At 68.8% G+C, this 16,647-nt stretch carries 20 protein-coding genes; 7 read left to right on the top strand and 13 right to left on the bottom strand.

Going from position 1 to position 16,647, the window contains the following annotated elements; genetic code table 11:
* On the bottom strand, nucleotides 1-545 hold a 545-nt coding region (locus tag ON38_RS19430; protein WP_039826297.1), incomplete at its 3' end, for a hypothetical protein.
* Nucleotides 546-844: 299 nt separating this feature from the next.
* Between ON38_RS19430 and ON38_RS19425 the strand changes: the two genes are divergently transcribed.
* Complete coding sequence (locus ON38_RS19425) at nucleotides 845-1,222, top strand: TfoX/Sxy family protein (RefSeq protein WP_051164974.1); 378 nt, start codon at nucleotides 845-847, stop codon at nucleotides 1,220-1,222.
* Nucleotides 1,223-1,231: 9 nt separating this feature from the next.
* Here ON38_RS19425 and rsgA read toward each other — a convergent pair whose 3' ends face one another.
* The 3 genes from rsgA to ON38_RS19410 form a co-directional block, all read right to left on the bottom strand.
* Nucleotides 1,232-2,233 (bottom strand): ribosome small subunit-dependent GTPase A, encoded by a 1,002-nt coding sequence (rsgA, locus tag ON38_RS19420; protein ID WP_051164978.1) that lies wholly within the window; start codon nucleotides 2,231-2,233, stop codon nucleotides 1,232-1,234.
* On the bottom strand, nucleotides 2,230-3,540 hold the full coding sequence (gene aroA / locus ON38_RS19415) for a 3-phosphoshikimate 1-carboxyvinyltransferase (protein ID WP_083872839.1): 1,311 nt from the start codon (nucleotides 3,538-3,540) through the stop codon (nucleotides 2,230-2,232). Before aroA ends, rsgA begins: the two co-directional genes overlap by 4 nt.
* A gap of 80 nt (nucleotides 3,541-3,620) precedes the next feature.
* Complete coding sequence (locus ON38_RS19410; RefSeq protein ID WP_039826295.1) at nucleotides 3,621-5,126, bottom strand: aldehyde dehydrogenase family protein; 1,506 nt, start codon at nucleotides 5,124-5,126, stop codon at nucleotides 3,621-3,623.
* 183 nt (nucleotides 5,127-5,309) lie between these two features.
* Between ON38_RS19410 and ON38_RS19405 the strand changes: the two genes are divergently transcribed.
* Nucleotides 5,310-6,155, top strand: a complete 846-nt coding sequence (locus ON38_RS19405; RefSeq protein ID WP_039826294.1) for an SOS response-associated peptidase — start codon at nucleotides 5,310-5,312, stop codon at nucleotides 6,153-6,155.
* Between the two features lie 47 nt (nucleotides 6,156-6,202).
* On the opposite strand, the gene ON38_RS19400 is transcribed toward ON38_RS19405, so the two are convergent.
* Together ON38_RS19400 and ON38_RS19395 are read right to left on the bottom strand one after the other, a co-directional pair.
* Complete coding sequence (locus ON38_RS19400) at nucleotides 6,203-6,532, bottom strand: hypothetical protein (protein WP_039826293.1); 330 nt, start codon at nucleotides 6,530-6,532, stop codon at nucleotides 6,203-6,205.
* A 126-nt stretch (nucleotides 6,533-6,658) separates the two neighbouring features.
* Complete coding sequence (locus tag ON38_RS19395) at nucleotides 6,659-7,150, bottom strand: YbaK/EbsC family protein (protein WP_039826292.1); 492 nt, start codon at nucleotides 7,148-7,150, stop codon at nucleotides 6,659-6,661.
* 284 nt (nucleotides 7,151-7,434) lie between these two features.
* Between ON38_RS19395 and ON38_RS19390 the strand changes: the two genes are divergently transcribed.
* Nucleotides 7,435-8,121: a sigma-70 family RNA polymerase sigma factor gene (locus ON38_RS19390; protein ID WP_373281235.1), complete on the top strand. Its 687-nt coding sequence runs from the start codon at nucleotides 7,435-7,437 to the stop codon at nucleotides 8,119-8,121.
* 20 nt (nucleotides 8,122-8,141) lie between these two features.
* Nucleotides 8,142-8,414 carry a mycothiol system anti-sigma-R factor gene (gene rsrA / locus ON38_RS19385; protein ID WP_051164976.1) on the top strand — a complete coding sequence of 91 codons (273 nt, stop codon included), beginning with the start codon at nucleotides 8,142-8,144 and terminating at the stop codon, nucleotides 8,412-8,414.
* An 87-nt stretch (nucleotides 8,415-8,501) separates the two neighbouring features.
* Here rsrA and ON38_RS38215 read toward each other — a convergent pair whose 3' ends face one another.
* Complete coding sequence (locus ON38_RS38215) at nucleotides 8,502-8,576, bottom strand: 50S ribosomal protein bL37 (RefSeq protein ID WP_022597109.1); 75 nt, start codon at nucleotides 8,574-8,576, stop codon at nucleotides 8,502-8,504.
* A 146-nt stretch (nucleotides 8,577-8,722) separates the two neighbouring features.
* On the opposite strand from ON38_RS38215, the gene ON38_RS19380 reads away from it, so the two are divergent.
* A complete protein-coding gene (locus ON38_RS19380) occupies nucleotides 8,723-8,938 on the top strand; it encodes a biotin/lipoyl-binding carrier protein (protein WP_039826290.1) in 216 nt (71 codons plus the stop codon).
* A 584-nt stretch (nucleotides 8,939-9,522) separates the two neighbouring features.
* Complete coding sequence (locus ON38_RS19375; protein WP_039826289.1) at nucleotides 9,523-11,037, top strand: sensor histidine kinase; 1,515 nt, start codon at nucleotides 9,523-9,525, stop codon at nucleotides 11,035-11,037.
* A 212-nt stretch (nucleotides 11,038-11,249) separates the two neighbouring features.
* Here the strand turns inward: ON38_RS19375 and ON38_RS19370 are convergent, their stop codons facing one another.
* Together ON38_RS19370 and ON38_RS19365 are read right to left on the bottom strand one after the other, a co-directional pair.
* Nucleotides 11,250-11,504 (bottom strand): WhiB family transcriptional regulator, encoded by a 255-nt coding sequence (locus ON38_RS19370; RefSeq protein WP_033243220.1) that lies wholly within the window; start codon nucleotides 11,502-11,504, stop codon nucleotides 11,250-11,252.
* 252 nt (nucleotides 11,505-11,756) lie between these two features.
* Nucleotides 11,757-12,704: a diacylglycerol/lipid kinase family protein gene (locus ON38_RS19365; protein ID WP_039826288.1), complete on the bottom strand. Its 948-nt coding sequence runs from the start codon at nucleotides 12,702-12,704 to the stop codon at nucleotides 11,757-11,759.
* Between the two features lie 384 nt (nucleotides 12,705-13,088).
* On the opposite strand from ON38_RS19365, the gene ON38_RS19360 reads away from it, so the two are divergent.
* Nucleotides 13,089-13,508, top strand: coding sequence for a hypothetical protein (locus ON38_RS19360; protein WP_051164973.1), 420 nt, complete (start codon nucleotides 13,089-13,091; stop codon nucleotides 13,506-13,508).
* Between the two features lie 8 nt (nucleotides 13,509-13,516).
* Here ON38_RS19360 and ON38_RS19355 read toward each other — a convergent pair whose 3' ends face one another.
* From ON38_RS19355 to ON38_RS19340, 4 genes are all read right to left on the bottom strand, one after another.
* On the bottom strand, nucleotides 13,517-14,023 hold the full coding sequence (locus ON38_RS19355; RefSeq protein ID WP_039826286.1) for a GNAT family N-acetyltransferase: 507 nt from the start codon (nucleotides 14,021-14,023) through the stop codon (nucleotides 13,517-13,519).
* Nucleotides 14,024-14,092: 69 nt separating this feature from the next.
* A complete protein-coding gene (locus ON38_RS19350; RefSeq protein WP_039826300.1) occupies nucleotides 14,093-14,695 on the bottom strand; it encodes an acid phosphatase in 603 nt (200 codons plus the stop codon).
* 63 nt (nucleotides 14,696-14,758) lie between these two features.
* On the bottom strand, nucleotides 14,759-15,259 hold the full coding sequence (locus tag ON38_RS19345) for a nitroreductase/quinone reductase family protein (protein WP_051164975.1): 501 nt from the start codon (nucleotides 15,257-15,259) through the stop codon (nucleotides 14,759-14,761).
* A gap of 38 nt (nucleotides 15,260-15,297) precedes the next feature.
* On the bottom strand, nucleotides 15,298-16,647 hold a 1,350-nt coding region (locus tag ON38_RS19340; RefSeq protein ID WP_245564113.1), incomplete at its 5' end, for an Rv3212 family protein.

Genomic DNA, 16,647 nt, shown 5'->3' with positions numbered 1-16,647 from the left:
CGGCGGGACCAGCTGACGCGTTCGGTGCGGCCGAGCGCGAGCGGCTCGGCCGGCGCCGGCCCGGGGGCGCCCACCGGGGAATCCGGGGCGGCGAGCCAGCCCGCCGCACCGAACACCAACCCGGTGGCCGCCGCGGCCGCGAACGCCCATCCCGAGAGTGTGACCCGGGCGGGATCGGCGGCGTCGAGGTTGGCGATCGTGGCCGACAAGATGATCACCCCGAGGAAGCCAGCCACACCCCAGGAGGTGGCGACCAGGGATCGGATCGGATCCAGGGGACCATCGGGCCGGCGGACGCCCGTGCGGGCGCCCAGGACGAGGATCACGGCGAACAGGATGCCCAGGCTCAGGCCCAGGCCGGCGGAGACGGCCATGGTCGCTACCCGTCCGGTGAACCCGTCGGCGCCGTCCCCGGCGAAATGGGTGGCCAGCGGATCGGGCAGCCGATCGGCCGCCGCGGCCAGCAACACGATGTTGGGGACGGCGGACAGCACGGGCGGGAGTCCGGCCAGTAGGCAGAGCCGCAGTGGGCCGAGGGTGGTCATGGGTACCTCCTTGTTATGTTTGAACCATAACAAATGACGCAATCGCTTCCTGACGGCGGCCCCGGGTACAGGTCGGCAAGCCGCCGTCCGGGGAATTCGTAAGCTGCCGATGATGTCCGCGTCGAGCGACCGATACGCGACGTGATGCAGGCGGCTGGGGAGGCCTGCGATGCCCGGCCGGCAACCGGGTGGGCACATAACGCAACATATCTATTGACCGGGACGAGCGACTGGCGGAGTGCCGCGAGTCGACCGTCCGCCTCGGGAGAACTGTCGGCCCATGGGCGCACACTGGCCCCATGGCATACGACGAGGAACTGGCGGAACGGGTCCGAGAGGTGGTGGGCGGCCGTGCCGGGGTGTCCGAGCGCGCGATGTTCGGCGGACTGGCCTTTCTCTTCGGCGGTCATATGGGAGTCGCCGTCAGCCGGGAGGGTGGGCTGATGGTGCGGATGGAACCGGCCGCGGCCGACGCGCTGGTCGACGACACCTCGGTGACCCCCATGGTGATGCAGGGCCGGGAACTGGACGGATGGCTACGGGTGACGGAAGCGGCGGTGCGCAGCGACCGCGACCTCACCACCTGGGTCGAACGCGGCGCGCGGTTCGCCGCAGCGCTGCCGCCCAAGACGCCGAAACCTCGGACACCGCGACGGAAGAACGCCGGCTTGCCGTAACCGGCTCGCTCACCACTGGTCGTTGGAGTTCAGCGCGACCAGCAGGCGGCGGATCGCGGCCACCCGCCGCGTCTTGTCCGGCAGTTCGTCCAGCGCGCATTCGGGATCTGCGGGTGGGCCCAGATGCGTACAACCGCGCGGGCAGTCCTCGATCGCCTCGGCGAGATCGGTGAAGGCCGCGATCACATCGTCGGGTGTGATGTGGGCGAGGCCGAACGACCGCACGCCCGGAGTGTCGATGACCCAGCCGCCACCCGGCAGCGCCAGCGCGACCGACTGCGTGGAGGTGTGCTTGCCCTTCCCGACCCCGGATACCTCGCCGACCGCGCGCTCGGCGTCGGGAACCAAACGGTTGACCAGCGTGGATTTCCCGACTCCGGAATGCCCGAGAAAACAGGTGAGGTGGCCGGTGAGCAGGGCCAGTGCCGCGTCGAGCGGGTCGTCGATCCCCGCGTAGACAATGGTCAGATCCAGATCGTCGAACGCGGCCGCGAATGCCGAGTCCCCCGCCAGATCGTGTTTGGTGAGACAGAGGACGGGTTCCAGGCCGCCCGCGTAGGCGGCCACCATGGCTCGCTCCACGAACCCGGTACGCGGCGGCGGATCGGCCAGCGCCACCACGATGAACAACTTCTCCGCATTACCGACCACCACGCGCTCGAACGGATCGGTGTCGTCGGCGGTGCGCCGCAGCACCGTGGTGCGCTCGGTGACCCGGACGATCCGCGCGAGCGTGTCGGGCCGACCGGACAGGTCGCCGACCACCTCCACCCGGTCGCCGACCACGATGGGGGTGCGGCCCAGCTCCCGGGCCCGCATGGCCACCAGCGGACGGTGCGGATCACCGTCGAGCACACACCCCCAGCGCCCCCGGTCCACCGAGACGACCATGGCCGGCTGCGCGTCCCGGTGCTCCGGGCGGGTCTTGGTCCGCGGCCGCGAACTCCGCCCGGGACGCACCCGGACATCGGATTCGTCGTAGGAGGCGGTGGTACGGCCGCGCCGGCTCAGTGAGCCGCTCCCGGTCCGGCCGACTGCGGGTCGAGCATGGATTCCCACAGGGCGACGAAGTCGGGCAGGGTCTTGGCGGTCGTACCGATGTCCTCGATCTCGATCCCCGGTACGGCGAGCCCGAGAATAGCGCCGGCCGTCGCCATCCGGTGGTCGGCGTAGGAATGCCAGCGGCCGCCGTGCAGCGGGGCCGGCACGATCTCCAGGCCGTCCTCGGTCTCGGTCACCTGCCCGCCGAGCCGATTGATCTCGGTGGACAGGGCGGCCAGCCGATCGGTTTCGTGCCCGCGCAGATGGGCGATGCCCCGCAGCCGCGACTCCGAATCGGCCAGTGCCGCCAGCGCCGCGACGGTCGGGGTCAGTTCGCCCACATCGTGCAGATCGATATCGATACCGGCCAGCCGGTCCGGGCCGGTCACGGTGAGCGCGCCGTCGCCGAACCCGGCTTCGGCGCCCATCCGCACCAGGATCTCCCGGATCACATCGCCGGCCTGGGTGGTCAGCCGCGGCCAGTGCGGGATGCGTACCCGGCCGCCGGTGACCGCGGCCGCGGCCAGGAACGGGGTGGCGTTGGACAGGTCCGGCTCGACCGTCCAGTCGACCGCGCGGATCGGCCCCGGGGACACGGTCCAGGTCTGCTCGCCCCGGACATCGGTGGGCGCTTCGACCGCGACGTCGGCCCGGCGCAGCATCTCGACGGTCATCTCGATATGCGGCATGGAGGGCAGCGCGCTCCCGGAATGGCGCACCACCACGCCCTCGTCGAAACGTGCCCCCGACAGCAGCAGACCCGAGACGAACTGGGAGGAGCCCGAGGCGTCGATGGTGATGGCGCCACCGCGCAGGGCGCCGGTCCCGCGCACGGTGAACGGCAGCGCGTCGCCCTCGATATCCGCGCCGAGTCCGCGCAGGGCATCGAGGATAGTGCGCAGCGGGCGGACCCGGGCGGCGATATCGCCGTCGAAGGCGGTCTCGCCCACCGCGAGGGTCGCGACCGGGGGGACGAAACGCATCACGGTTCCGGCCAGGCCACAGTCGACCCGCCCGCCCTGTAGTGGCGCGGGGGTGACGGCGAGGGTGTCCGCGTCACCGATGATCTGGGTGCCGAGGGCACGCAGCGCGGCGATCATCAGACCGGTGTCACGGCTGCGCAGGGCTCCGGTGATGGTCGAGGGGCCATCGGCGAGCGCGGCCAGGACCAGCGCTCTGTTCGTGATCGATTTGGAGCCGGGCAGGGTGACGGTCGCATGCACTGGGGCATCGACATGGGGCGCTGGCCAGAAACTCACCCGACCATCTTGGCGCATCGGGGTGACATGCGTGTCGGTGGTGCTCGTAAGTGTGTCGCCGGGCACCACCGATCGCGTCCGCATCTGAAGCGGCCGGACTACTTGTTCCGGCCGTGCAGCAGCGGAACCATCTTGCGCAGCATCTTCATATTCGCCTGGGTGCGCCGATAGCTCTGCAACGCCATTCCGGGAATCGTGAAGCGCTGCACGGCGATCGAATGCGGCCGGACGAATTCGCGCATACCCGGCTCCCCGTGGATCCGGCCGATACCGGAGTCGGCACTGCCACCGAAGGGCAGCCCGGGGATGGCGGCGAAGCCGAGTACCGAGTTCACCGAGGTCGCGCCGACCTTCAGCCGCCGGGCGATCTCGAGTCCCTGCTTCTTCGAATACACCGCCGAGGCCAGGCCGAAGGTGGTGTTGTTGGCGAGATCCACGGCCTCGTCGATGCTGTTCACCGTGGTGACGGTGACGGTCGGCCCGAAGGTCTCCTCCTTGACCGCCGCCGAGTCCTCGTCCACATCGACCAGCACGACGGGTTCGATGAAGGGGCCCTTGATCGATTCCGGGCCGCCGAGCACGGCTTTGCCACCGCTGGCCAGGGCCGCGTCGATATGCCTCTTGACGATGTCGATCTGACTCGGCATGGTCATCGGGCCGTAGGCGGCGTCCTTGTCCGAGCCCGGTTTCACATCCTTCAGGATGCGGGTCAGTTCGGCGAGGAACTCCTCCTTGACCGACTTGTCCACGTAGACGCGTTCCACGCCGGCGCAGGTCTGGCCGCTGTTGGAGGTGGCGCCCCAGGCGATGGCGTCGGCGGCGGCCTTCACATCGGCGTCCGCGGCGACGATCACGGGGTCTTTACCGCCGCACTCCAGCAGCACCGGGGTGAGGTTCTCGGCGGCCGAGGCCATGATCTTGCGGCCGGTGGCGGCCGAACCGGTGAAGGCGATCTTGTCCACTCCGGACTTCACCAGCGCGGCGCCGGTCGCGCCGAAACCGTTGATCGCGACGAAAACGCCCTCGGGCAGTTCCGGGTTGGCCTCCGAGAACGCCTCGGCGAGGAAATTGCCGATTCCGGTGGAGAACTCGGACGGCTTGAATACCACGGTGTTACCGGCGGCCAGCGCGTAGGCCAGCGACCCGTTAGGGGTGTAGACGGGATAGTTCCACGGTCCGATCACGCCGATGACACCCAGCGGCCGGTATTCGATCCGGGCCGAGAAGTTGGCCATCAGCGGGCCCGCGGGCACCTTCTGCGGGGACAGAACCTTCTTGGCGTGCTTGGCGGCCCAGGCGATGTGCTCGAGGGCGAGCATGAGCTCCAGAAATGCGTCGTCGAGCGGTTTACCGTTCTCGGCGTGGATGAGCGCGCAGAATTCGTCGGATTTGGCGACCAGTCGGCTCGACCAGCGCAGCAGGGCTTTCTTCCGGCCGTCGAAGCCCAGGTCCTCCCAGACCGGAGCGGCGGCGCGCGCCTTCGCGACAGCCTCGCCGACCGCATTCTCGTCGGCGATCGGGTACGTGGCCAGGGTCGCTCCTGTGGCCGGATCGACCGAGGTGAGCACCGATTCTTTCTCGGTGGCGTTTTCGGTGGTTGTCACAGGTTCTCCTCTGCGGAAGTAGGGCGGTAGCTGCGCGCGTGAACGGGCAGCCTGTGACCGCCGCGTCCCCGGTGAGAGAATGCTAAGACATAACTCTCAACACGTCACGAAGTACTGTCATCATTGTTGCGGACGAGGCCGTGATTGTCTTGATCTGTCGGTATTCGGTGTAAGTATCGGAATATGTGCGGACGGTATGCGACAACGACGGATCCCGGCCGGCTCGCGGTCGAGTTGGACGCCATCGACGAGACCGGGGGCTTCGGAGCACCGGGCGGTGGCGGGCCGACGGCCGGGGAGGACGCGGATACCCGCGGCGGCCGGGCGCCGGGGGCCAACTACAACGTCGCGCCGACGACGCAGATCGTCACGGTCGTCGATCGGCATACCCACGAACACCCCGACGACACACCGAGCCGCCGGATCCGGCGGATGCGCTGGGGATTGATTCCGCACTGGAGCAAAGCCGCCGAACCGGGTGTTCCGGTGAAGGGAAAACCGCTGTTCAACGCCCGGGCAGATAGGGCGGCGACGCTCCCGTCCTTCCGGGACGCGGTGAAATACCGGCGCTGCCTGGTCCCGATGGACGGCTGGTACGAATGGCTCGTCGAACCCGATCCGGCGGGTCCGGGCAACGGGAAGAAGCCCAAGGTGGTCAAGCACCCGTACTTCATGTCCCGCCCGGACGGTGAGCGGCTGTACATGGCGGGGCTGTGGTCGGTCTGGCGGGACCGGTCGCTCGACGATCCGGAACCACTGCTCTCGTGCACCATCCTCACCACCGACGCCGTCGGTGATCTCACCCGTATCCACGACCGGATGCCGCTGCCCATGCCCCGCGAACACTGGGATGCCTGGCTCGACCCCGATCATCGCGCCCCCGCCGACCTGCTCGGCCCGCCCAGCGAGGCATTGGTGGCCGAGATCGCGGCCCGGCCGGTATCGACCTTGGTGAACAGTGTGAAGAACAACGGCCCGGAACTACTGGCGCCCGCCGCCGATACGGCGGAGCAGACCACCCTGCTGTGAGGCCGCGTCGGCCCGGGACGGTTCACCGCCCCGGGCCGCGGCGAGGCTCAGCTATCGCCCAGCGGGCATTCGATCGCCGGAGTGGCGATGTGCAAGCCGCATTTCAAAATATCGCCGCTCAGATCGATGACCTCGGTCACCACTCCGCCGCCGGCTTCCTCGGCGCGCTCGCCGGCTTCCTCGGCGCGCTTACCGAGATCGTTCTCCGGGGTGCGGCTCTCCGATTCGTTCTCCGACTCACCCTGGTCGGCGAGCGGGAACTCACCCGCCGGCGCCGCCAGGGCCATCGGCGCCGACAGCACCGCCGGGCCGACGGACAGGGCCACGGCCGCGGACACGGCGAAGAACACGGTGCGCACAGATTTGCGCGGGGACATATCGCATCACATCCTCGGGTCGGACGATCGGTCGTACCAAGTAACGCATACGAACCGGCCTGACCTGGTGAATTACCGCCCGGCACGCGGGGAGCGAAGCAGGACGGGCCGCCGGGCCGCCCGGACTCAGGCGGTGACCGGCGCGGTCACCGCCCCGGTCAACCGGACCAGATCGGCGGGCGCGACTTCGATCTCCAGGCCGCGCCGTCCCGCACTGCACAGCATCCGATCCCAGCCGAGCGCGGAGTCGTCGATCACCGTGGGATGGCGTTTGCGCTGCCCCAGTGGCGAGATACCGCCCAGGACGTACCCGGTCCCGCGCTCGGCCCGGGTCCGGTCGGCCAGCGCCGCCTTGGGCGCCCCCAGCGCCGCCGCGGCGGCCTTCAGCGACAGTGTGCCGGGCACCGGCAGCACCGCGACCGCCAGCGCGCCGGTGGACAACTCCAGTACCAGCGTTTTGAAGATCTGCCCCGGTTCGACACCGAGGCGGGCGACCAGCACATCGACCGCCTCGCCGCCGAAGGTGCCGGCGCGTGGGTCGTGGTCGTAACTGTGCACGGTGTGTGCGGCACCGGCGGTGACCAGTGCCCGGATCGCCGGAGTGGCGGCTGCTGCCATGGGCCGGACCCTACCCGGGCGGCGCCGACCCGGTCTGTGAGGTGACTTTCCCATGGTCGGGGAACACTTCGCGGGCACAGTGAGTTGTACGCGGCAGAAACAGCGCATCGGACGGAACAGACGGTTCTGCTGGTGCGGCCCCGCGCACGAGTGAAGGAGTGACGGTGCCCGTTCTCGTCGAACCACGCCCGGTCCACCATGATCCGGCTTCGGCGCGCACGCGGTTCTTCCCGCTGTTCGCGCTCCCGGTAGATTTGGCAGGTAAGCCGATCGAAGGGACACGTGTGACGAGCGAGGACGACGTGGCGACCGATACCGGCGCCGACGCGCGGCCTGCCGGGCAGCCGGAGACCGACGCCGAACTGGCCCAGCGGTTCGAGCGGGACGCGCTACCCATGCTGGACCAGCTCTACGGCGCTGCCCTGCGGATGACGCGTAACCCCGCCGACGCCGAAGACCTGGTCCAGGAGACCTACGTCAAGGCCTATGCCGGTTTCAAGTCCTTCAAAGAAGGCACCAACCTGCGGGCCTGGCTCTACCGGATCCTCACCAATACCTACATAAACTCGTATCGGAAGAAGCAGCGCCAGCCCGCGCAGTACCCCACCGACGAGATCACCGACTGGCAGCTCGCCGCCACCGCCGAGCACAGCTCCACCGGCCTGCGCTCGGCCGAGGTCGAAGCCCTCGACGCCCTTCCCGACGACGACATCAAAGCCGCCCTCGTGCAACTGCCCGAGGAGTTCCGGATGGCGGTGTACTACGCCGATGTCGAAGGGTTCCCGTACAAGGAAATCGCCGACATCATGGGCACTCCTATCGGTACGGTGATGTCCCGGCTGCATCGCGGCCGGAAACAACTGAAGGGTTTGCTCGCCGATGTGGCGCGTGAACGCGGGTTCAACCGCACCGCGTCCGAGTCCGGCGATGCCGATACCGCCGCGGCGGTGCGCCAGGAGGTCAAGCAGTGAGCACCGAGCACGACCCCGATATGGAGCTCGACTGCACGGCGGTATTGGCCGACGTCTGGCTCATGCTCGACGGTGAATGCGACGACCGCACCCGCGAACGGCTCCAGCACCATATGGACCACTGCGCGCCCTGCATCGAGGCCTACGGCATCGAAGAGAAGATCAAGAGCATGCTGCACCGCAAATGCGGCGGCGAGAAGGCGCCCGATTCGCTGCGCGAACGACTCGCCGTGGAGATCCGATCGGTGACCTTCCGGACCGGCGATCTCCCGGTCGACCCGAACCGGGCCTGATACCGCCCACACCCGAACACCGAGCGGCCCGCACTTCCTGCGAAGTGCGGGCCGCTCGTGGTCTGTGCCCGGCCTCGGCCGGTCGGCTCAGGCGTTGGGACGCTTGCCGTGATTGGCGGCATTTCCCTTACGGCTGCGCTTCTTGCGGCCACGCTTACCCATCGGTAGCTCCCTCCTGGGGCATATCCCGCGTCTGCGGGGAGTACATGTTGATCCCGGCCATTCTTCCACGTGTGGTTGGCTGTACCGACGGCGGTACAGCGGGCCCGGGCCCCGATACCGGAACGAACCTAGCGAACGGGGTGACCATGGCGGAAGAAGTGCGGGCGGAGATGGTGTCCACGGTGCTCACCGTCGAGGTCGAAGTCGGGGACCGGGTGGCGGTCGACCAGACTCTGGTCCTGCTCGAGTCCATGAAGATGGAGATCCCGGTGATCACCGAAGTCGGCGGGGAGGTCGCCTCCATCGCGGTCACTCCGGGTCAGGTCCTTCAGCAAGGTGACCTCATAGCCGTCGTGCAGTGATTTCGGCGCGGCCGACCGGGGTGCGGGATGGGCTCGTGAAAGGTTCGGCGCGAGTGAGGCACGGTTCGCGACGGTGACGTTGCGGGCTTACCTGTGAGGGTGAGTGGCGGGCTTTGCTCGCGGGGGTGAGTGGTGCGCCTTACCTGTGAAGGCGAGTATGGGGGCTCGCTCGTTGAGGTGCTGTGTTTTTTGGCGGCGCCTTCGGCGCCGCGGGGTTGAGGCCCCCTTGGTCTCGCCGTTTCGGCCTCGAGACTTGCGCTTCGCGCGGGCGCTTTCGAGGCCGAAACGGCGAGACGGGCCTCAACCCTTTCAGGTGTCTCGTAAAACTCGACACATGCGGTTGCGTCGGCATTCGACGGCCGGGTCGGATGCAGACTCGACCGCACCGGCGACCTGGCATCCGGTCGCCTTCACGAGCAGCAGCGCTTTCTCGGTGCCGAGTTCGGCGAGGCCCACAAAGGGTCGAGGCCCGTCCCGCCGTTCAGGCCTCGAAAGCGCCCGCGCGAAGCGCAAGTCTCGAGGCCTGAACGGCGGGACCGAGGGGGCCTCGACCCCGCGCGCCGAAGGCGCGCCAGAATTACAGCATGTCGACACTGAGTGATCTGCTGGCCGAGCACACCGATCTGCCCGGGGTGGCGGTGGATCATCTGCAGCGGGTGGTCGGTGACTGGCAGTTGCTCGCCGACCTGTCGTTTTCCGATCTGCTGCTGTGGGTGGGGGCCGGACCGGTCGGCGACGGCGCCGATATCGTATGTGTCGCCCAGTGCCGGCCGACCACCGCGCCGACGGTGCATCTGGAGGACCTGGTCGGGACCACCGCCCGGTACTCCGAGCATTCCCAGGTGTTCGAGGCGCTCACTCGCGGGGAGATCGTGCGCACCGATACCGAGGGGGAGGCGCAGGGGGTCTACCATCCGCATCCGGTCCACGCGATCCGGGAGGCGATTCCGGTGCGGTGCGGCGACGATGTGATCGCGGTGCTCAGCCGGGATACCGACCGGCAGCGGTCGCGGGTGCGCAGTGGGCTGGAGATCGCCTATGTCGCCTGCGCCGACGACCTGTGCCAGATGATTGCCGACGGGACTTTCCCGACCACCGAGGACCGCGCCGCGACCCATTCCAGTCCGCGAGCCGGTGACGGGTTCATCCGGCTCGACACCGCGGGGATCGTCACCTATGCCAGCCCGAACGCGTTGTCGGCGTATCACCGGATGGGGTTGCAGGCCGATCTGGCGGGCCAGGATCTGGCGATCACGACGCGGTCGCTGATCACCGATCCGTTCGACGCGCAGGAGGTGGTGGGGGATATCCAGGCCGCTCTCGCGGGTCGCACCGGGCGCCGGATGGAGGTGGAGGCGCGAGGGGCCACCGTGCTGCTGCGCACCCTGGTGTTGCGTCCGCACGGGCAGCTGGCGGGGGCGGCGGTGCTGGTCCGGGACGTCACCGAGGTCAAACGCCGGGACCGGGCGTTGCTCAGCAAGGACGCCACCATCCGCGAGATCCATCACCGGGTGAAGAACAACCTGCAGACGGTGGCGGCGCTGCTGCGGCTGCAGGCGCGTCGAACCGAGAACGAGGAGGCGCGGGTGGCGCTCACCGAATCGGTGCGCCGGGTCACCTCCATCGCGTCGGTGCACGAGATGCTGTCCATGTCCGTCGACGAGGAGGTCGATCTGGACGAGGTGGTCGACCGGCTGCTGCCGATCATGGCCGATGTCGCCACGGTGCACACGGCTCGGATCACGGTGCGCCGGGCGGGTTCTCTGGGTGTCTTCTCCGCGGAACGGGCGACTCCGCTGGTCATGGTGCTCACCGAACTGGTGCAGAACGCCATCGAGCACGCCTTCGACGGCGGCCAGAACGGTACGGTGACCATTCGCGCGGAGCGTTCGGCGCGCTGGCTGGACGTGATCATCAGTGATGACGGACAGGGCCTGCCCGAGGGGTTCAGCCTGCAGTCCTCCGACAGTCTCGGGCTGCAGATCGTGCGCACGCTGGTGACCGCGGAGCTGGGCGGTACGATCGGCCTGCATCCGGGTACCGATATCGGAACCGACGCGGTGCTACGGGTGCCACTGGGGCGCCGCTCGGCACGCTGATACCCGACGGAAACTCGCCGGTTTCAATTATGCATACCCGGGACCGTCTGTGGTCGGAAACACCGGATGATTTCCGGGGCTGTAATCCGGTAAAGTCCGTCGCTCCGGGCCGACGGGCCCCGGAAAAGATTCAGCCCGGCACCAGAAATGCTGGTGCCGGGCATTCGCGACTTCCCGGACCGGGCTGGGTCCGGTAATCGCTTCCCCGCGCTCTAGACGGCGGTCCGAGTGCGGGTGCGCGCATTGCGGCGCTTGAGCGCACGCCGCTCGTCTTCGCTCATTCCGCCCCATACGCCGGCGTCCTGCCCGGATCCCAGAGCCCAGGACAGGCATTCGGCGGTAACAGGGCAGCGAGCGCAGACCAGCTTGGCATCGGCAATCTGCGCGAGCGCAGGACCACTGTTGCCCACCGGGAAAAACAGCTCAGGGTCCTCGTCGCGACAGATGGCCTTATGGCGCCAGTCCATTCCTTCTGCTCCTTAGTAAGGCGCCGCACCGGGCGCCGATCGGTTGGTGGGTCGTTCACTTGTGCGAACTGAATGTTTCCGCACGGTTGCTTGTGAATGCTTTCACGAACACCGTAGATGTCAATAGGTATCCGATGCACCGTGGGGAAGCTCACGCACTGAAGTCCCGCATCGGGGACCTGCCGCAGTCCTTTGTACTCGCCTACGCCGGTTTCTGCAGCACAACGAGATGTATTTCCCGAATGCGTCAGTTCAAACCGGTCGCGGGGCGACCACGTCCAGGACGTTGGGCACAGCGGTGAAATCCACCACGGTACGTTCGCCGATGAAGTCGCCGTCGATTTGCAGACCGATGGGATCGGCGCTGGTGATGCGCACCGACGGCACGTCGTCGTCACGGAACAATTTCCGCGACTTCGGCTCGGAGTGCGGCGACAGCAGTTGTGTCGCCAGGCGCAGTGTAGGCAGTAACGCCATGGTTCGCACGGCGAACACACCGAGTCCGGTTTCGAACCGGGTGCCCGGATTGGTACACACCGGAGTCGCGTTGAGATAAGTCCAGGGACTGGTATTGGTCACAAAGGCGTAATGAACACCGGAAACGGGTTCGTGACCGGGAACGTGCACCGTGACTTCGGGCCGGTCCCGTTTGACCCGGAAGAATCGACCGACGGTCGTGCGCACGTAACGCGCCGGAGTCGCGGCGTGCCCCTTGGCCCGGGCGGTGTCGATCGCGGCACATACATCGGCGTCCAAACCGACCCCCGCGCTGAAGCAGAACCAGCGATCATCGGTGAGCCCCAACCCGATTCGGCGATCGGCGTCACCGGCCTTGAGTAGATCGATCAACTGGTTGGTGGCCGCCACCGGATCCGGCCGGATATCCAGCGACCGCGCGAACACATTGGCCGAACCACCGGGAATTATGCCGAGCCGCGGCCGCCACACCTGTCCGTCGTCCACCTGGGGCAGCGGCACGAAACCGTTGATGGTCTCGTTGACCGTGCCGTCCCCGCCGTGCACGACGATGAGGTCCATCTCGTTGGTCGCCGCCCACTGCGCCAGCTCCGCGGCGTGCCCACGATGCTGGGTGTGCGCCACGGTCAGCTGGGTCCGGCTCTCGAGCGCGTGCGCGAGCAGATCTCGCGTGGCCGCCGTGGTAGAGGTCGCATTGGGGTTGACGATCAACAACGTCCGCACCTACGCACCTTAATGGAATGTGCTGTGTTTATTTGCGGCGCCTGCGGCGCCGCGGGGTCGAGGCCCCCGAAGGTCCCGCCGTTCAGGCCTCGAGACTTGCGCCTTCGGCGCGGGCGCTTTCGAGGCCTGAACGGCGGGACGGGCCTCGACCCTTTGTGGGCCTCGCTGAACTCGGCGCCGGGAGCTCGAGCGGCGGGAGGGGCGTCGACCCTTTGTGGGCTCGCAGGGGCTCGGTGCGGGGAGCATGCGGCCGGGTGTGGAGGGTTCGATCGGAGGGACTTGCCGCAGGAGGACCGGGAGAACGAAGGTGGCCCGACGGGGGAGCGGGTAGCGATCACGTGACGCTGCGGCGGGTGTGACGGAATGTCCGCCTAAGCTGGCCGGGTGGTCGAGCGAAAAGACGTCGGTGGTGTGCCCGGGACGGTCCGTGGGGCCGGGGGGTTGGTGACGCTGGAGGGCGCTGTCGCGGTGATCGTAGCGGCGGTGCTGATCGTGCGGGCATTGCTGGGGCATCGGGAGGACGAGATCAGCGGCTACGGCACGGCCATGTGGTTCGGGATCCTGGGCGGTGCGGTGCTGGCGTCCGGGATCGGCTTGCTGTTCGGGCAGCGCTGGGGTCGGGCGATCGCGGTGATCACCCAGCTGCTGCTGTTGCCGGTGGTGTGGTCGCTGCTGTTCGGGTCGGGGCAACCGCTGTACGGGACCGTGCTGGGCGTGGTGGCGCTGGGCGCGCTGGGCCTGTTGTTCGCGCCGCCGACCTCACGCTGGGCGGCTCAGGAGTACGGGGTCACGGGCGAGGAGTGAACGGCGATTCACTCGTCCGCGGCGGCCCGCGCGGTATCGGCCAGCGCGGTCAGTGCCTCGCCGGAGAGCCGGTAGCCCACCCAATCGTCCTGGACACGCGCGCCGAGTGATTCGTAGAACCCGATCGAGGGCGTGTTCCAGGTGAGCACCGACCAGCTCACTCTGGTGTAGCCGTGGGTTCGCGCCTCGTCGGCGAGCGCCGCGAGCAGGGCGCGGCCGAGCCCGCTGCCGCGTGCCGCGGGGGTGACGTACAGATCCTCGAGATGGATCCCGTGTACGCCGTCCCAGGTGGAGAAGTTCCGGAACCAGATGGCGCAGCCGCTGATCGCGCCCTCCAGCAGCGCCACATGGGCGAAAACCGCGGGATCGGGACCGAAGAGGGCGGTGTGTAGTTGTTCGGCCGTCAGCGTGCATTCCTCCCGGGCTTTCTCGTATTCGGCCAGGCCGTACACCAGCTGGACGAGATCGGGCACATCGGCGGGAGTGGCGCGGCGGATGAGCGGGGTGGATGTCATGGGCGCGGAATCCTTGTCCGATCGTGGGCCGGGGCCCGGGCGGGGAGCGCGGCGGGCGGCCGCGCGAGATCAAGCCTGTTCATCGGCGTGCAGGTTGTGCGCCCACAGGGTCGGGTCCTCGTGTTCGTGGCCCAGGACGCTCACCGCGGCGGTGGAGAGCGCGAACCGGCGTCCCTCCCGGACCTCGAACCCCAGCCAGCGGGCGATGAGGGCCCGCGAGAAATGGCCGTGCCCGACCAGCACCACATCCCGGGTGCCGAGGGCGGCGGCCGCCCGGCTCAGCACCCGGTCGGCGCGGGCGCCGACCTGTTCGGCGGATTCGCCCCCGGGGATCGCGCCGGTCCACACCGTCCAGCCCGGGGCCCGGGTGCGGATCTCGGCAGTGGTGCGGCCCTCGTAGTCGCCGTAGTCCCATTCGGCCAGGTCGGGATCGATCTGAGGGTCGGGCAGACCGGCCAGCTCGGCGGTGCGCCGGGCACGCACGCGGGGACTGACGTAGACGAGGGGATCGCGCAACCGCAGCGCGTCGAGCACCCGGCCGGCGGCGGTGGCCTGCCGGGCGCCGGTCTCGGTGAGTGGTACATCGGTGCGGCCGGTATGGCGGTGCCGTACCGACCAATCGGTCTCACCGTGGCGGACCAGCACCACGCGGGCGTCGTCGGAGCCGGGCATACGGTCCATCATGCCCGGCCGCCGGGCGGGCGCGGCGAGGTGGGACCCCGCCGATGCCAGGTATCAGGTGGCCAGGGTGAGCACCACCAGTGGCACCGGACGGTCGGTGCCGGCCTGGAATTGGGCGAGCAGGGGGTTGTTCGCCAGCACCCAGGCCGCGAATTCGTCGTATTCGGCGCCGGCGAGCACCCGGGCGGTGCCGTGGTACACGTGATCACCCAGTTCCACGATCACCGCCGGATCCGCGCGTACATTGTGGTACCAGGCGGGATAGCCGCCCTCGACGAACGAACTGAGGTAGAGGGTTTCGCCGCGGTAGAGCGCCCCCAGCGGGACCACATGCCGTTTCCCGGTCCGGGCGCCGGTGGTGGTGAGCAGCAGCAGTTCGGCCTCCGCGTACGCGCCGCCGACTCGTCCACCGTTGGCCCGGAACTCCCGGATCACCTCGATGTTCCAGTCGGCCGGGCCCTGCTCGGAGTACTGGTTCCACGGGGCGTCGGGATCGTCGTAACGGAGTCGGTCGGCCACGGGGGCCGTGTCGAGAGGTCGCGCTGCTTCGGTCATGGCGCGCAGTCTGCCGGAGGGCACCGACAGAAAACGGTTCACCGCAAGGGTTTTGCGGGCCGTTCGGTATCGCTGCGCGGTGTGTCGACCGTGGTGGGGTCGGCGAGGGCCACGAGTTGACCGTCGCGGTGTTCGAGCACCGTGGTGCCGAGCACGCCGAGCGAGATCGGGCCGCCGCCGTAATCGGGGCGCGCCACCGGAATTCGGTTCACCCGGGCGCCGGTGGCCGGATCGAGGGCGGCGATCGCGCCGGGCACCGGCAGCAGCAGCTTCCCGGCCATCGGAACCGGGGTGCCGAGCGCGTCGGCCGCGGTCCACAGCGGCTCGAACGTACCGGCGTCGAGGGCGATCACGCTGTTACCGGTGAACACCAGGAACGCCGAGTTGGTGCGTACGGTGGCGGCGGTCCGGTCGAGTGGGGCCGAGAGTTCCTGTACCACGATCGGATTGCCCTTGGCATCGAGGATCGTCAGTCGCGGCGCCTCGGATCCGGGCGCGTCGCCGCCGGGCTGGTAAACCGCGATCCGATTGTCCGACACCGCGATCACGCGCGCGTCGGCGGACGCGGCGCCCGCGCCCTCCAGCAGTCGCGACCCGTACTCCTCGGGCACGTTGTCGTCCTTGGGAGCGGGTGCCTGCACGGTGACCCGGTTCGCCGGCTCGCCCGGGCAGCGTTCCAATACCACCAGCCGGGACGGGCTGGAGGCGGCCGACAGCAACGCGCAACCCTTCCGTGGCTGGGTCTTCCAGTTGTCCTTGGCGTCCACATAGCCGTACTCGAGGGTGCGCACCAGATCCGACCGCCAGACCTCCAGCCGGTCGGGTCCCTGGGCGAGGACGTAGGTCCCGTCGACCGACAGGCGCACCTGACCGTCCATGTAGCTGCTGCGGGCGGTCCGGCGTTGCCCGTCGGCACCGGAGACCATGGTCGTCTCGCTACAGCCGCGGTCGGTGCGGTAGACCGCGACGACCATGCCGAACTGGGATTCCACTCCGCACAGCGGCAGCTCACGGGTGTAGCGCCACACCTGTTCGCCGGTCCGCGGATCGCGTCCGATCACACTGCCGTCCGCCCCGGTGACCGCCACGCCCTCCGCGGTGAGTGCCCGGGCGGTCGCCGTATCGGGGGCGCGCCACATCTCCTGGAGTTTCGCGGGCAGTTTCGCGGCGGGCTGCGGCGGCCGGGCCGGTTGGTCGGCGACGATCGACTCGGTGTTCGCCACCCCGCTGGTCGCCCACGCCACGATCACCGCGACCACCACGAACACGGCGATCGCGGCTGCGGTGATGACGTCGGCGCGCGTTCGCCGCTCGGGTGCGAGCACGTAGGCGAGCGTAACGGATGGCTGGTAGCGCACCCGACGGTGCTCAGGACCCCCGGCGCCGGT

Origin of the sequence: Nocardia testacea NBRC 100365 (assembly GCF_000308775.1) — a bacterium.
Taxonomy (GTDB): Bacteria; Actinomycetota; Actinomycetes; order Mycobacteriales; family Mycobacteriaceae; genus Nocardia; species Nocardia testacea.
Note: the sequence above shows the minus strand (reverse complement) of the source record. Positions and strands in the feature narration are given on the sequence as shown.

Coding starts and splice junctions, on each gene's coding strand:
- ON38_RS19350 (WP_039826300.1), bottom strand. CDS start 14,695: ATGCCCGGCTCCGACGACGCCCGCGTGGTGCTGGTCCGCCACGGTGAG.
- ON38_RS19400 (WP_039826293.1), bottom strand. CDS start 6,532: ATGTCCCCGCGCAAATCTGTGCGCACCGTGTTCTTCGCCGTGTCCGCG.
- ON38_RS19375 (WP_039826289.1), top strand. CDS start 9,523: ATGTCGACACTGAGTGATCTGCTGGCCGAGCACACCGATCTGCCCGGG.
- ON38_RS19395 (WP_039826292.1), bottom strand. CDS start 7,150: ATGGCAGCAGCCGCCACTCCGGCGATCCGGGCACTGGTCACCGCCGGT.
- ON38_RS19425 (WP_051164974.1), top strand. CDS start 845: ATGGCATACGACGAGGAACTGGCGGAACGGGTCCGAGAGGTGGTGGGC.
- ON38_RS19380 (WP_039826290.1), top strand. CDS start 8,723: ATGGCGGAAGAAGTGCGGGCGGAGATGGTGTCCACGGTGCTCACCGTC.
- ON38_RS19345 (WP_051164975.1), bottom strand. CDS start 15,259: ATGACCGAAGCAGCGCGACCTCTCGACACGGCCCCCGTGGCCGACCGA.
- ON38_RS19405 (WP_039826294.1), top strand. CDS start 5,310: ATGTGCGGACGGTATGCGACAACGACGGATCCCGGCCGGCTCGCGGTC.
- ON38_RS19355 (WP_039826286.1), bottom strand. CDS start 14,023: ATGACATCCACCCCGCTCATCCGCCGCGCCACTCCCGCCGATGTGCCC.
- rsrA (WP_051164976.1), top strand. CDS start 8,142: ATGGAGCTCGACTGCACGGCGGTATTGGCCGACGTCTGGCTCATGCTC.
- ON38_RS19370 (WP_033243220.1), bottom strand. CDS start 11,504: ATGGACTGGCGCCATAAGGCCATCTGTCGCGACGAGGACCCTGAGCTG.
- aroA (WP_083872839.1), bottom strand. CDS start 3,540: ATGCGCCAAGATGGTCGGGTGAGTTTCTGGCCAGCGCCCCATGTCGAT.